We start from the raw sequence: 14,675 nt of genomic DNA, 5'->3' as shown, positions 1-14,675 counted from the left end.
GAACTTAAGGCAAATGCGCCAGCTGGACCGCTCGAAAGCGAAAAAGTGTGTGCATCTGCCTCCATGGAAGGTCACCGCAGCGTGGCCGAAATGGCTTACTGGCAGGCGAAAAAAGCCGCAACTATTCCCATGCAAGGGAGCGACGTCTAATGCCGTAAACGCCTACCCTATGCCGAATCGGCATGGACATTATTGAAAATAATTGTCTGAACGGTCAGTTCGAATGCGCCATTCAAGCGGGTGAACCTGCCGTGAAGCTGCCAATTCCGGTATGCACAGAGATACCGCATGGCTAGAGGGGTTTACTGAAAATGCTTGGAAAATCCGCAGCCTGGCGTAAGAAACAGCCTATAGCGTCAGCAAAGTTTTCTCGATAGATGGTCGCGCCGACACACAAGGTAATGATTGGCGGGAGGAAAAACGATGAATGTCAGCTATGGGTGGCATGAAGGACGAGCGATGAACAGCATAAGCTCGCCGCAAGTTCAGCAAGCTTGAGGACTTGTGAACTTGCGTCGCAGCTTTTCGCCTGACCCGGCCCTTGCGCAGGCACTCCCTGTACCCGTAGGTCGCGCCGATCCTGATCGATCAGAGCAACCCGGCCCCCTGGTCATGCATCGCCCTTGCCGAGCGATACAAACAGAAAGAAGCGAACTGGCTTCTTTCTATGGACGCCGGCTCCGTGAGACGGAACCTAGTACCAATTCGGATCTTTCTTCAGCTGCTCCATCAGCAGCTTCTTCATGCCTTCGTCCGGCTTACCGAGAAAACGGTAATCGGCGTGGCGTGTTGGGGACTTGTCCGCCGGCAGGCCGGCCGGGACTTCCACCAACATCGCGTAGGCATCTTCCTTATCGAGGCTGAAGGCGACAATCAGGCGCTTGTTCAGGCAGGTATCTGCCGTTTCACACAGCGGCCCTACCAGATACTTATCGCCATCCTCTTCGACCGCGTTCATCTGCTCAGCCGTACCCGACAGGTTCATCACCCATTCCGGCAGGCGCTCTTCTTTCTTCACCACGCCTTGCCAGGTTTCACGGTACTGCGCATCCGTGCTGAGCAATTCGTTGGCCCGGGATTGGCCGTCATTGGCAGCCATCACCAAGCCACTGCCGCTCAACAGCACGGCAGCGGCGATGGCTTTGAGGGACAAAGTGGTCATATTCAGCCTCGGCCGCGACGACCAAAGAAGAACGAAGCGATGAACATCACCAGGAACACCACGAACAGAATCTTGGCGATACCCGTGGCGGTGCCCGCGATACCACCGAAGCCCAGGACTGCAGCCACAATGGCGATGATCAGAAATGTGATTGCCCAACTCAACATGGTGATTCTCCTTAAGCTTTCATAGAGGTAACAGCAGTGATGCCATGCGACCGCTCGGCATGAGCGACGTTTTGTTGCTTAGAACACCCAGCGTTCCTGGACCGGCAGTTCGCTCAGGGTGGAATCCTGGTCTGCCACTCTCAGTTGCGGGGCGGTTACATCGACAGCCGTGCTGGCGACGGAACGGAAGTGGGTCTGGGTCATGACGGGACGCTCGAACTGTGGAGTTGGCTGCTGACTCTGCTGCCAATGCTGCATCTGCTGGCCGGCGATCAGCGTGACCATCAACGCCAGGCTGGCGAACAGGCCTTGCTGCAGATGCAGAGGCGATACACGCAATTGGCTGAGGCTTTGGCGAGTCATACTGCTTTCTCCCGCATTCTGATTATTCGTTCATGATGCTCTATGCATTACCTATTGCAGAGCGCATGCCAGGTTTATTACAAAATAAAACTCTTTAAAATCAATAAGATATAGATTATTTAAAAGCACGCCGCCCAGCATCCTGCACGATGCCCTCCCTAGGGCCGTGCGAAATGCACGATGGCCAGTGGTCGGGGCGACGGAGCGAAAGTAGCTGCAGGATTGCCGAAGCGGCGAGTAGATATGAAAACGCCACTAGCGCGGGGCTTTAGCGGGGCGTGTAGGAAGGTATGCAGATAGCTGCGCGACGTTGCCTTTTATCGATCAGAATAAACCATGCAACTTGCCCGATTATTCCGGGACTAAACACCAACATTCATAGTTAAGGAGCGCGGGACAGATGGAATCAGCCAAGGAACTTCAAGGCCGCATTCTTTTAGTGGATGACGAGTCCGCGATCCTCCGTACCTTTCGTTATTGCCTGGAAGATGAAGGCTACACCGTTGCCACCGCCAACAGCGCGGCCCAAGCCGATGCCTTGATGCAACGCCAAGTGTTCGATCTGTGCTTCCTGGATTTGCGCCTGGGCGAGGACAATGGCCTGGATGTATTGGCCCAGATGCGTGTCCAGGCGCCATGGATGCGTGTCGTGATCGTGACGGCCCACTCCGCCGTGGACACTGCGGTAGACGCCATTCAAGCCGGCGCCGCCGATTACCTGGTCAAACCCTGCAGCCCGGACCAGTTGCGCCTGGCCACCGCCAAGCAACTGGAAGTACGCCAGCTCTCGGCACGCCTGGAAGCCCTGGAAGGCGCGGTACGCCAATCCAAGGACGGTCTCGACTCCCACAGCCCGGCCATGATGGTGGTATTGGAAACCGCACGCCAGGTGGCCGGGACCGATGCCAATATTTTGATTCTCGGCGAGTCGGGCACCGGTAAAGGCGAGTTGGCGCGGGCCATTCATGGCTGGAGCAAACGCTCGAAGAAATCCTGCGTGACCATCAACTGCCCCTCGTTGACCGCAGAACTGATGGAAAGCGAATTGTTCGGCCACAGCCGCGGCGCCTTTACCGGTGCCAGCGAAAGCACATTGGGCCGCGTTAACCAGGCGGACGGCGGCACCTTGTTTCTTGACGAGATCGGCGATTTTCCGCTCACCTTGCAGCCAAAACTGCTGCGTTTCATTCAGGACAAGGAATACGAGCGTGTCGGCGACCCGGTTACCCGTCGCGCTGACGTGCGCATCCTCGCCGCCACCAACCTGAACCTGGAAGACATGGTGCGCGACGGCCGCTTCCGTGAAGACCTGCTGTATCGCCTCAACGTCATCACCCTGCACCTGCCGCCGCTACGCGAACGCAGTGAAGACATCCTCGCCCTGGCCGACCGGTTCCTGGCGCGCTTCGTCAAGGAGTATGCCCGCCCGGCTCGTGGCTTCAGCGATCAGGCACGCGAAGCGCTGCTCAACTACCGTTGGCCCGGTAACATCCGGGAACTGCGCAACGTGGTGGAACGCGCCAGCATCATCTGCCCTCAGGAAAAGGTCGAGATCAGCCACCTTGGCATGGCCGAGCAACCGACCAACAACGCGCCGCGCATTGGTGCGGCACTGAGCCTGGACGAGCTGGAGAAAGCCCATATCGGCGCCGTCCTCGCCACCAGCGATACGCTGGACCAGGCCGCGCGCACCCTTGGCATCGATGCGTCGACGCTGTATCGCAAACGTAAACAGTACAACCTATGAGCTGTACCTCATGAAGCTCGCGATGAAACTGCGTACTCGGCTATTCCTGAGCATCTCAGCGCTGATCACCGTGGCCCTGCTGGGGCTGGTCCTGGGCCTGGTCAGCGTGATGCAGATGGCCAAGACCCAGGAATCGTTGATTCGCAGCAACTTCGTCACCCTGGAGCTGGGTCTCAAGTTGCGCCAGAGCCTGGGCGATCAACTGATGATGATGCTCGAAAAGCGCCCTGATCCGGCTGCCCTGCAAGCTTCCAAGCAGCAATACTTCGACCTGCTGGACCAGGGCATCGCCCATGAACAACGTGACGGACTGACCCACGGTTTCAGTCAGGCACGCGACGACTACCAGCACCTGCTGCAGGCATTTGACGAATTCCAGCAGAACCCACCTGTACCGGGCAGCAAGGAAAAGCTCACTGAAACCTTCAATACTCTGCGCAATGGGCTAATCGTTCACCACAAACAGGCGCTGGAAAATATCAGCACGAGCGAGCACAGATCCCGTGAACGGGCGCTGTTGATTGCCAGCTTACTGGGGCTGGTAGGCCTTGCGGTGCTGATCATCGGTTTTGTGACCGCGCATGGCATTGCCCGGCGATTCGGCGGGCCAATCGAAGCACTGGCCAAGGCTGCCGACAAAATCGGGCAAGGCGATTTCGAAGTGACATTGCCGATATCGTCGGCGGCGGAAATGAACCAGCTAACCCGTCGCTTCGGCATCATGGCCGAGGCGTTGCGCCAACATCAGGCCACCAATGTCGATGAGCTGCTCGCCGGCCAGCAGCGCTTGCAGGCAGTACTCGACAGCATTGACGACGGCTTGCTGATGATTGATCGCCAGGGCCATCTCGAGCACCTCAACCCTGTGGCGCAACGCCAACTGGGTTGGGACGAAGAACGCCTCGGCCAGGGCCTGGGCGAAGCCCTGGGTCGTCCGGAAATGGATGAACAGCTGCACTTGGTGCTGCGCGGCGGCAACCTGGAACGGGCGCCGGAGGATCTGGAAGTTGAAGTCGAAGGCGAGCTGCGCCTGCTGACGTACAGCCTGACCCCGGTCAGCCATACACAGGGGCACATTCTGGGGGCGGTGATGGTGCTGCATGACGTCACCGAGCAGCGGGCTTTTGAACGGGTGCGCAGCGAGTTCGTGTTGCGCGCCTCCCACGAGCTGCGAACACCGGTGACCGGCATGCACATGGCCTTCGGACTGTTCCGCGAGCGGGCCAAGTTCCCGGCGGAGTCACGTGAAGCGGACCTGCTGGATACGGTTAATGAAGAAATGCAGCGGTTGATGCAGTTGATCAACGATTTGCTCAACTTCTCGCGCTACCAGAACGGCCTGCAGAAACTCACACTCGGGCCATGCGATGTCACCGACCTGCTCGAACATGCCCGCGCGCGATTCGCCGAGCCGGCAAACGCGCAAGGTATTGAACTGATGGTGGAGGTGCAATCTGACCTGCCGCGCCTGTATGCCGACCAGGCACAACTGGAGCGCGTGCTCGACAACCTGCTGGGTAACGCCATGCGACACACGGCCGAGAGAGGGCAGATTCGCTTGCAGGCTCGGCGTCATGGTGAGCGGGTAATCATCAGCGTCGAGGACAACGGCGAGGGCATTGCGTACGGCCAGCAAGGACGCATCTTCGAACCTTTCGTGCAGGTGGGGCGCAAAAAAGGCGGCGCCGGCCTGGGGTTGGCGCTGTGCAAGGAGATCGTGCAATTGCACGGCGGCCGCATGGGTGTGTACTCACGGCCCGGGCAGGGCACCCAGTTCTATATGGCCTTGCCTCTGTAGGCGCGCGCTTTTGTGGCGAGGGTGCTTGCTGCCTTGCCACAAAAACTTGCCAGCCATTCAGCGTTGGTTCAAGGCATGCAGGATCGCCGCACTTTCCGCATCCGGCGTTCCGTCGAACAGCGATGGACGGAAATGCATCTGGAACGCGGCGATCACGTGACGCGTGGCCACATCCAACTCGCCGGTTTGCGGTGTCTGGTAACCCAGACGCGCGAGTTCTTGCTGGAACCAACTGATGCTTGGCAGTTGCGTGGCGTACTGCGCCTGGAATCGAGCCACCGCCTGGGCATCCGGCCAAATCCCCAGGCCTTCATCGGCCAGACGCTTCCAAGGGAACAACGGGCCAGGGTCCAACTTGCGCAGCGGGGCGATGTCGCTGTGCCCAATGATGTTCTTGGGGGCGATCCCGTTACGTTTGCTGATGTCCTTGAGCAACACCACCAGTGATTTCACCTGCGCTTCGGAGTACGGGTACCACACCCGACCGGTCGGGGTGTCGCTATAGCCTGGGTTGACGATCTCGATGCCGATGGAGCTGGAATTGAGCCAGGTTCGCCCCATCCATTCACTTTCCCCTGCGTGCCAGGCACGCTGGCTTTCATCAACCAGCTTGTAGAGGGTGCCTGAAGCGTCATCGCCGATCAGGTAATGGCTGCTGACCTGACCATGGGTCAATAACGCCAGGGAGCGTTCAAGGTTGGCCGAGGTGTAATGCACCACAACGAACTGCACACGGTTGTCGTGGTTGACCGAAGGGTGGCTGGTATTCAGGCGCGGGCCGCTGGAGCAGCCAGCGAGCAGAAGAACGACAGAGGCGATAAGAAGAGATTTCATGGGAGAAGGCATACGTAGAGGACGATAATGCAACAGTGTAACGTAACGCCAGATTCCGGGCGGCCAAATCACAAAAAGGAAACATTTTTACGCCGCCTGCACTTGGTTACGTCCCGCCGCCTTCGCCCTGTAAAGCGCCTCATCTGCGCGCTTGAGCGCCAGGTCACTGCGCTCGCCTGGTTGAAACTGCGCAACCCCCATGGATACCGTGATGGTTACCGGCACGCCCTTGAAGTGGAACGGGCAAGCCTCAATGGCCGCCCGCAGCCCTTCACCCACGGCCAGGGCATCCGCCAATGCTGAGTCGGGCATCAACAACACAAATTCTTCGCCGCCGAAGCGCGCGATAAAATCGGTCGGCCGCAGGCGCTTGCGCAGCACATTGGCAATGATCTTCAGTACCCTATCGCCAGCCAAGTGGCCGTAGCCGTCGTTGATGCGCTTGAAGTGGTCCAGGTCCAGCATGGCCAGTGACAAGCTGTTGCCACGCTGGTGCCAGGCATTGACCTCCTGATCCAGGCGCTCACTCCAGGCTGCGCGGTTGGGCAGGCCGGTGAGTGGATCGATCAGCGCCTTCTGGCGCTGTATTTCCAAATGCTCACGATAGCCCTGGGCTTCCTGCTCCATGTTCGCCACCCGCTCCGCCAGGCCCTGGAGGCGCGCGGCCACTTCCTGTTCGCGTTGGTCGCGCTGCTGGCGGTGCTCGTCCATGGTGCCGAGCAAGCCTTCAAGGTGGCTCTCCAGCAGTTGCTTGAGGCTGTCCAGATCGGCAGCTTCCTGCACGCTGCTTTGCAGGCCGTCCACTTGCTCGCGAATCTGCGTGTCCAACTGGCGCGCAGCAGAGCGGCTGTCGGCGTGACCCTCGCTGGCAACCTGCAGATGGCCCTGGAATGCCTCAAGGCGCTCGTTGAGCTGTTTAAGGTAAGCCTCGAACTCATGCTGGCCGCTGTCGGTGACGGCCAACATCAGCACCGCCAGGTCATCGAGAATCGGCAGCAGTTCGTACCAGTTCAAGCCGTGGGCAAGGCGTTCGCGCATGGCTTCGGCCTGGGGCCGGTGGCGCTCGGGCAGGGAGAGGTCTTCCAGCAGGCCGAGCAAGGTGTTTTCAATATGCTGGGCAACCGAGCTGTAGGAAGGCTCGGGCGAATCGGGCAGGGCGTAGAGGCTATCCGATTGCATTGCATCGGGATCAGGCTCTGCGGTATCCAATACGGGCGGGAGGGAAAGGCTGCCGATGAGGGTTTCTTCAGGCGTGTCGACTGAGTCTTGGGGCTCTTCGATAAAGGCAGCAAGTGCGCTTTCGGGAGCGGCCTCCTCAGCCGGCGCTTCAGGCGCCACCGGTTCAGGGGTTTTGTCAGGCGTGACCGCAATTGATGTTTGAGCAGGCGCCTCGAACTCAAACGTTGCGCCGGCAGGCCCTGTCTCTTTGACCGGTGCAACGGCCTCAGGCTCGGCGGCCGTCACTGTTTGCGCCAACGGTGCAAACGCGCGCAAGGCTTGTGTCAGTTCTTCGGACTGGGCCGGTTCCGCAGGCTCTGGGGCAGGTTTGGGCGCAACGGATTTTGCCGCAGGGAGCACCTCGGGCTCAGGCGCAGAGGTGTCGTTGGAGACCTCTTTGGCACCAAACAAGCGTTGCAACAAACCGGGCCCGGAGCGTGAGGTTTCACCCTCTGGCTCCAGGTTTTGCAGCGCCTGCTCTTGCAGGTTGCTCAACTCGCTGAGCAGCAGCGGAATTTCCCGCGCCTGCCCCACCCGAGCTTCGAGCTGTTTGGCGAAGGTCTTCAGCGGGCGCGCCACCTCACGGGGCAGCGGCAGTTTCTGCAACTGCGCGACCAGGGCGGTGAGGGCGGAACTGATCTGGTCAACCCGCGTTTCGCGGCGCTGCTCGGAATCCAGCACGGCCTTTTCCAGACGCGGCAATAGGGCGGCGAGGGCAGCGTCCATGTCGTCGGTGCGCACCACATCGCGCATTTCCTTCATGCATTGATCGACAGCGCGGTCAGTGCCTTCGGCCGCCAGCGTGCTGCGCACCAGCCCTCGGCGTAGCAGGTCGAGGCGGGCGGCCCAGCGGCGTTCGAGCTTGTCTTGTTGCTCGATGCTTTTAAGGTATTTTTCTTTCCAGCGCTGGGCGTCGTCGCTCATGCAAGAGGTCCGCGAGGGCCTGGGCTCAACGCGGGTAATGCATCAGCCGTAAGCGAACCCGGCAGACGAATCTCTACCGCGACCGGCAGGTGATCGGAAATGGGCTGCGCCAGCACCTGCACACTTTCCAGTGTGAGGCTCGGGCTGAGCAGGATATGGTCCAGACAGCGCTGCGGACGCCAGCTGGGAAACGTGGCCTCGACTTGCGGCGCCAGCAGGCCGAGGTCGCGCAGCGGGGAATTCTGCAGCAGGTCGTTGGCATGGGTATTCATGTCACCCATCAGCACTTGGTGCTTGTAGTTGCCGATCAAGTCGCGCACGTAGGCCAACTGAAGATTGCGCGTACGCCCGCCGAGGGCCAGATGCATCATCACCACCACCAACGCTTCCGGACCTTCGCCAAAACGCACAAGGATCGCGCCTCGCCCTTTGGGGCCCGGCAACGGGTGATCCTCGATGACGGTCGGCTTCAAGCGGCTGAGCACGCCATTGCTGTGCTGCGCCAGGCGCCCGAGGTTGCGATTGAGTTGCTGGTACCAGTAGGGGAAGGCGCCGAGCTGGGCGAGGTGTTCCACCTGGTTGATGTAGCCGGAGCGCAGGCTCCCGCCGTCGGCTTCCTGTAGAGCGACCAGGTCGAAGTCGCTGAGCAGGTCGCCGATTTTTTGCAGATTGCCGGTGCGCCCTTTGTGCGGCAGCAAGTGCTGCCAGCCACGCGTGAGGTAGTGCCGATATTTCTCGGTACTGTTACCCACCTGGATATTGAAACTGAGCAGGCGCAGGCGGCTGTCTGCCGGCAGGCCTGTGGATTCCAGATGATGTTCGTTGACCCGCGGATCATGCAGGCCTACAACGCGTTCGGTACCCCAGCGGCGCATGGCGAGCCCCTTACTTGGCTGCGCGCTCTTTGGCGATCAGCTGGTCAGCGACATTGAGCGTCTGTTCAGGGCCACCGGTACTGCCCAGGTCAAAGCGGTACTTGCCGTTGACGATCAGGGTCGGTACGCCTTGCACGCCATACTTCTGCGCGAGTTCCTTGGCCTGTTTGATCTGGCCTTGGATGGCAAAGGAGTTGAAGGTGGCCAGGAACTTGTCTTTATCAACGCCTTGGGTGGCAACGAAGTCAGCCATTTCGTCTGGCTTGGTCAGGCGCTTGCCTTCTTTCTGGATCGCGTTGAATACCGCGTTATGGACCTTATGCTCCACACCCATGGCTTCCAGGGTCAGGAACAGTTGGCCGTGGGCATCCCATGGGCCACCGAACATGGCCGGAATGCGCTTGAAGTTCACGTCCTTGGGCAGCTTTTCGGCCCAAGGATTTATGGTCGGCTCAAAGGCGTAGCAATGCGGGCAACCGTACCAGAACAGCTCCACCACTTCGATCTTGCCGGGTACCGAAACCGGCACCGGGTTAGCCAATTCAACGTAGGTTTTACCGGCTTCAAGCGGCACGTCGGCAGCTTGTGCGGTCATGCCGAAGAGACTGGCAGTGACGAGGGCGGCGCTGAGGATCAGATTACGCATGCTTTACTCCTGGACAAATACGGTCGCCTCACGCGACCTTTAGGTGTGACAGGTCTACGCGGACATGAGTTCGTTAGTGTAACGGCAGCCGCCACAAAAAAGGGCGGCCGTAGCCACCCTTTTTATGCTTGCATCGATGGATTAATCGAGCGTTAACGTTGCAGGCTGTCAGTGCAAGCCTTGGATGTAACTGGAGATTGCCGCAATGTCTTCGTCACTCAGTTTACGGGCGATGGTGCGCATGGTCATTGCGTCGCCATCGTTGGCGCGGCCGGCTTCTTCTTTGCGGAAGTCGGTCAACTGCTTGGCGATGTAAGTGGCGTGCTGACCACTCAGGTGCGGGAAGCCTGCGGCGGCATTGCCTGCGCCATTGGGCGAATGGCAGCCGGTACAGGCGGGCAGGCCCTTGTCGAGGTCGCCGCCACGAAACAGCTTCTCGCCACGGGCGACCAGTTTCGGATCGGCAGCTCCCACACTGCCTTTCTGACTGGCAAAATACGCCGCGATGTCAGCCATGTCCTGATCGCTGGAGTTGGCCAGCAAGCCGGTCATTTCCAGCACCACGCGCTTGCCATCCTTGATGTCGTGCATCTGCTTGGTCAGGTAACGTTCACCCTGGCCGGCGAGTTTGGGGAAGTTCGGTGCCGGGCTGTTACCGTCCGGTCCATGGCAAGCACCACACACGGCGGCTTTCGCCTGCCCCGCGGCAGCGTCGCCTGCAGCATGGGCAGCACCGGTGATGCCCAAGGTCAACAGCAGACTCACGATCAGTTTGTTCATCAGCTAATCCAACTACGGCTAAGGGTTTAAGAGTTATCTACCGGGTTTACTCACCATCAACTCAATGATGGCCTGGTAATCCTCAGTACTGCAGTCCTTGCACAAACCACGCGGCGGCATTGCCTTGAAACCCCGGGTCACGCGCTGCACTGGCATGACCACGCAAACTCGGTTGTACAGCGCTTGCGGTTCCTGTGTAGCCTGGGCGCTTTAACGTGCGATCAGGACACCGAAGCGAGTCACCATCAGGTCATACATCGACCTGTTCAGGGTTTGAGAGCGTTTTGCGTTCTAATGCGCAATGAAGGTCTTTCGCTCCCGTGAACTTCGTCCTTCGCTGGGACAAAGCACACACAAAATCTGCGGCATTATATACTGGCGCTACTGAAACGGAAACGACACCGCTTGCCGCACCCTTTTTCGGCACCGCCCACATCGGAAATCTCATGCAACTCAAGAATCCCATCCTCGGCCTGTGCCAACAGTCCACCTTCATGCTCAGCGCCGCCAAAGTGGACCAATGCCCCGATGACGAAGGCTTTGAAGTCGCCTTCGCCGGCCGCTCCAACGCCGGTAAGTCCAGCGCACTGAACACCCTGACCCACGCCAGCCTGGCACGCACCTCGAAAACCCCAGGTCGCACGCAGCTGCTCAACTTCTTCAAGCTAGACGATGATCGGCGTCTGGTCGACCTGCCGGGCTACGGTTATGCAAAAGTCCCTATCCCATTGAAGCTGCACTGGCAGCGTCACCTGGAGGCTTACCTGGGTGGCCGGGAGAGTTTGAAGGGGTTGATCCTGATGATGGATATCCGTCATCCAATGACCGATTTCGACCTTTTGATGCTCGATTGGGCGGTCGCTAGCGGCATGCCGATGCATATCCTGCTGACCAAGGCCGACAAGCTGACCTACGGCGCAGCCAAGAACACCCTGCTCAAAGTGCAGACCGAGATCCGTAAGGGTTGGGGCGACGCAATCAGCATCCAACTGTTCTCCGCGCCAAAGCGCATGGGCCTGGAAGACGCCTACACGGTACTGGCCGGCTGGATGGAATTGGCGGACAAAGGCGCTGAGATCGCCGAGTAACTTTTGCGCGGGCAAAAAAAACCCCGGACTTCGTATGGGGAGGGAAGTTCGGGGTCCAAGTTCCGGACCGCTAGGGCGGGGTCCAGATATCTGCCAACACTTAACACAACATAGGAGCATTGAAGGGCTTCACCACCCATTCAGTAACTCTGAGTGACGGTTCACAGGTTAAGTTCCGGCGAGTTCAAAAAACTCTTGGAAATAACTGACGGCAGTTTCCGAACTAAAGCGCCGTGCCATCACGCGCGGTGATGGCGCAGCCGCAGAATCAATGGGCCTCGTCCCAGTTATCGCCAACGCCCACGTCCACCACCAGGGGCACGTCCAACTGCACGGCAGCGCTCATGTGTTCGCGGATTCTCTGGCTGACCTCCGGGATCAGGTCCTCACGCACCTCCAGTACCAGTTCGTCATGCACCTGGAGGATGACCTTGGCGTCCAGGCCCGACTCGGTCAGCCAGTTGTCCACCTTCACCATGGCTTTCTTGATGATGTCTGCCGCCGTGCCCTGCATGGGCGCGTTGATCGCGGTGCGCTCTGCCGCCGCGCGCTCCTGAGGCTTGTTGGAGTTGATATCCGGCACGTACAGGCGCCGCCCGAAGAAGGTTTCCACAAAACCCTGGTCCGCCGCCTGGGCGCGGGTGCGCTCCATGTATTCGCGCACGCCGGGATAGCGGGCGAAGTACACATCGATATAAGCCTTGGCGGTCTTGGTATCGACGCCAATGTCCTTGCCGAGCTTCTGGGCGCCCATGCCGTAGATCAGGCCGAAGTTGATCGCCTTGGCACTGCGGCGCTGGTTGGAGGTAACCTCGCTCAATTCAACCTTGAATACCTCGGCGGCCGTGGCGGTGTGCACGTCAAGGTCGTTGCGAAAGGCGTTCATCAACCCTTCGTCCTTCGACAGGTGCGCCATGATCCGCAGCTCGATCTGCGAATAGTCCGCTGCCAGCAGCTTGTAGCCTTTGGGTGCGATAAACGCCTGGCGAATGCGCCGCCCTTCGGCGGTGCGCACCGGGATGTTCTGCAGGTTCGGATCGCTGGAGGACAAACGCCCGGTCGCCGCCACCGCCTGATGGTAAGACGTATGAATACGCCCGGTACGCGGGTTGATCTGTTCCGGCAGGCGGTCGGTATAGGTGCTTTTCAGCTTGCTCATGCTGCGGTACTGCATGAGCACCTTGGGCAGCGGAAAATCATCCTCGGCCAGCTTGGCCAGCACTTCTTCAGCCGTGGATGCCTGGCCCTTGCCGGTCTTTTTCAACACCGGCATTCCGAGTTTCTCGTAGAGGATCGCCCCGAGCTGCTTGGGCGAACCCAGGTTGAACGCCTCGCCGGCGATCTCGAATGCCTGGCGCTCCAGCTCGACCATCTTGTTGCCCAGCTCGATGCTCTGGATGCCCAGCAGTGCCTTGTCCACCAGGGCGCCCTGGCGCTCGATACGCGCCAGCACCGGCACCAACGGCATCTCGATATCCGTCAGCACACTGGCCAGGCTCGGGATCGCTGCCAGCTGCGCGTGCAGCTTCTGGTGCAGGCGCAACGTCACATCGGCATCTTCGGCCGCATACGGGCCAGCTTGCTCGAGGGCGATCTGGTCGAATGTCAGCTGCTTGGCGCCCCTGCCGGCGATGTCCTGGAAGCTGACGGTGTCGTGGTCCAGGTATTTTTTCGCCAGGCTGTCCATGTCATGGCGGGTCGCAGTGGAGTTCAGTACGTAGGATTCGAGCATGGTATCGAAGGCGATGCCCCGCACGGTGATGCCCTGCGCAGGGTCACCGCCGATAGCGCAGTTGGCCAGGATATTCATGTCGAACTTGGCGTGCTGGCCGACCTTGAGCTTGGTCGGATCTTCCAGCAACGGCTTCAAGGCCAGCAGCACAGTGTCACGGTCCAATTGATCCGGCGCGCCGGTATAGGAATGCGTCAGCGGAATATAGGCTGCTTCATGGGGCTGCACCGCGAACGAAAGCCCAACCAACTGGGCCTGCTGGGCGTCGATCCCGGTGGTTTCGGTATCGAAGGCAAACAATGGCGCGTCGTTGAGCTTCTTCAGCCACAGATCGAATGTGGCCTGGTCCAGGATGGTGGTGTAAACCGACTCCACCGGCACCGCTATCACCGCCTCAACCGACGCTTCAGCGACGGACGCGACCTCGTTTGCCGTCTTGAGCTCGACACGCTTGGTATCGCGCTGGATCTCTTCGTACCAGCTCTTGAATTCAAGCAGCGTGTACAACTCAAGCAGCTTTTCGCGATCCGGCTCGATCAGGTGCAGGTCGTCCAGGCCGATATCCAGGGGCACGTCGATCTTGATCGTCGCCAACTGATAGGACAGGAACGCCATCTCCTTATGCTCTTCCAACTTCGCCGGCAGCGTCTTGGCGCCACGAATCGGCAGGGTTGGCACAATATCCAGCTGTTCATACAGCTCTTTCAGGCCGCCATTCACACCCACCAGCAAACCGGAGGCGGTCTTCGGGCCAATTCCGGGAACGCCAGGGATGTTGTCGGACGAATCGCCCATCAACGCCAGGTAATCGATGATCTGCTCGGGAGCGACGCCGAATTTCTCCTTTACGCCCTCGATGTCCATCGAACTACCGGTCATGGTGTTGACCAAGGTAATGTGCCCGTCCACCAGTTGCGCCATGTCCTTGTCGCCGGTGGAGATCACCACGGGACGGTCAGCGGCCGCGCTGCTGCGGGCCAGGGTGCCGATCACGTCGTCGGCCTCGACGCCTTCGACGCACAGCAACGGGAAGCCCAGGGCGATCACGCTCTGGTGCAGGGGCTCGATCTGCAGGCGCATGTCATCGGGCATGCTCGGGCGATTGGCCTTGTATTCGGCGAACATTTCATCGCGAAAGGTCCCGCCCTTGGCGTCGAACACCACGGCGAACGGGCTGTTCGGGTATTGCCTGCGCAGGCTCTTGAGCATGTTCAATACGCCCTTGACCGCGCCGGTGGGCAGGCCTTTGGAGGTGGTCAGTGGTGGTAGCGCGTGGAAGGCGCGGTACAGATAAGAAGAACCGTCCACCAGGACGAGGGGCGCTTGGCTCATGAGCAGGAT

At 59.7% G+C, this 14,675-nt stretch carries 13 protein-coding genes; 3 read left to right on the top strand and 10 right to left on the bottom strand.

Going from position 1 to position 14,675, the window contains the following annotated elements:
• Nucleotides 1-694 precede the first annotated feature (694 nt).
• The 3 genes from C4J90_RS00455 to C4J90_RS00445 form a co-directional block, all read right to left on the bottom strand.
• Nucleotides 695-1,162: an inhibitor of vertebrate lysozyme family protein gene (locus C4J90_RS00455; protein WP_124369092.1), complete on the bottom strand. Its 468-nt coding sequence runs from the start codon at nt 1,160-1,162 to the stop codon at nt 695-697.
• Nucleotides 1,163-1,164: 2 nt separating this feature from the next.
• Nucleotides 1,165-1,329, bottom strand: a complete 165-nt coding sequence (locus tag C4J90_RS00450) for a DUF1328 domain-containing protein (protein WP_003170804.1) — start codon at nt 1,327-1,329, stop codon at nt 1,165-1,167.
• A 78-nt stretch (nt 1,330-1,407) separates the two neighbouring features.
• Nucleotides 1,408-1,692 (bottom strand): hypothetical protein, encoded by a 285-nt coding sequence (locus tag C4J90_RS00445; RefSeq protein ID WP_124418952.1) that lies wholly within the window; start codon nt 1,690-1,692, stop codon nt 1,408-1,410.
• Between the two features lie 400 nt (nt 1,693-2,092).
• Here C4J90_RS00445 and algB point away from each other — a divergent pair, with 400 nt between their 5' ends.
• Nucleotides 2,093-3,439 carry a sigma-54-dependent response regulator transcription factor AlgB gene (gene algB, locus C4J90_RS00440; RefSeq protein ID WP_124360652.1) on the top strand — a complete coding sequence of 449 codons (1,347 nt, stop codon included), beginning with the start codon at nt 2,093-2,095 and terminating at the stop codon, nt 3,437-3,439.
• A gap of 10 nt (nt 3,440-3,449) precedes the next feature.
• Nucleotides 3,450-5,237, top strand: a complete 1,788-nt coding sequence (locus tag C4J90_RS00435) for a KinB sensor domain-containing domain (protein ID WP_124418951.1) — start codon at nt 3,450-3,452, stop codon at nt 5,235-5,237.
• Between the two features lie 57 nt (nt 5,238-5,294).
• On the opposite strand, the gene C4J90_RS00430 is transcribed toward C4J90_RS00435, so the two are convergent.
• The 6 genes from C4J90_RS00430 to C4J90_RS26990 all read right to left on the bottom strand — a co-directional run bounded on the left by C4J90_RS00430 (nt 5,295) and on the right by C4J90_RS26990 (nt 10,694).
• The gene (locus tag C4J90_RS00430; RefSeq protein WP_124360650.1) at nt 5,295-6,071 is read right to left on the bottom strand and encodes an N-acetylmuramoyl-L-alanine amidase; all 777 of its coding nucleotides are present in this window, start codon (nt 6,069-6,071) and stop codon (nt 5,295-5,297) included.
• A gap of 87 nt (nt 6,072-6,158) precedes the next feature.
• Nucleotides 6,159-8,213, bottom strand: a complete 2,055-nt coding sequence (locus C4J90_RS00425) for a GGDEF domain-containing protein (RefSeq protein WP_124418950.1) — start codon at nt 8,211-8,213, stop codon at nt 6,159-6,161.
• Nucleotides 8,210-9,088 carry an endonuclease/exonuclease/phosphatase family protein gene (locus C4J90_RS00420; RefSeq protein WP_124360648.1) on the bottom strand — a complete coding sequence of 293 codons (879 nt, stop codon included), beginning with the start codon at nt 9,086-9,088 and terminating at the stop codon, nt 8,210-8,212. Before C4J90_RS00420 ends, C4J90_RS00425 begins: the two co-directional genes overlap by 4 nt.
• A 10-nt stretch (nt 9,089-9,098) precedes the next feature.
• Entirely contained in the window at nt 9,099-9,734 is a 636-nt protein-coding gene (gene dsbA, locus C4J90_RS00415) for a thiol:disulfide interchange protein DsbA (protein WP_124369089.1), read from the bottom strand.
• Nucleotides 9,735-9,902: 168 nt separating this feature from the next.
• The gene (locus tag C4J90_RS00410; protein ID WP_124413446.1) at nt 9,903-10,514 is read right to left on the bottom strand and encodes a cytochrome c; all 612 of its coding nucleotides are present in this window, start codon (nt 10,512-10,514) and stop codon (nt 9,903-9,905) included.
• Between the two features lie 33 nt (nt 10,515-10,547).
• On the bottom strand, nt 10,548-10,694 hold the full coding sequence (locus tag C4J90_RS26990; RefSeq protein ID WP_372237514.1) for a cytochrome C: 147 nt from the start codon (nt 10,692-10,694) through the stop codon (nt 10,548-10,550).
• 266 nt (nt 10,695-10,960) lie between these two features.
• Here C4J90_RS26990 and yihA point away from each other — a divergent pair, with 266 nt between their 5' ends.
• Nucleotides 10,961-11,602, top strand: coding sequence for a ribosome biogenesis GTP-binding protein YihA/YsxC (gene yihA / locus C4J90_RS00400; protein WP_124360645.1), 642 nt, complete (start codon nt 10,961-10,963; stop codon nt 11,600-11,602).
• 268 nt (nt 11,603-11,870) lie between these two features.
• Here the strand turns inward: yihA and polA are convergent, their stop codons facing one another.
• Nucleotides 11,871-14,666, bottom strand: a complete 2,796-nt coding sequence (gene polA, locus C4J90_RS00395) for a DNA polymerase I (RefSeq protein WP_124418949.1) — start codon at nt 14,664-14,666, stop codon at nt 11,871-11,873.
• Between the last annotated feature and the right edge of the window lie 9 nt (nt 14,667-14,675).

The sequence above is a fragment of the Pseudomonas sp. R2-60-08W genome, from assembly GCF_003852335.1.
Taxonomy (GTDB): Bacteria; Pseudomonadota; Gammaproteobacteria; order Pseudomonadales; family Pseudomonadaceae; genus Aquipseudomonas.
The sequence above is the reverse complement of the archived record's forward strand: the minus strand, read 5'-3'. Positions and strand labels throughout refer to the sequence as shown.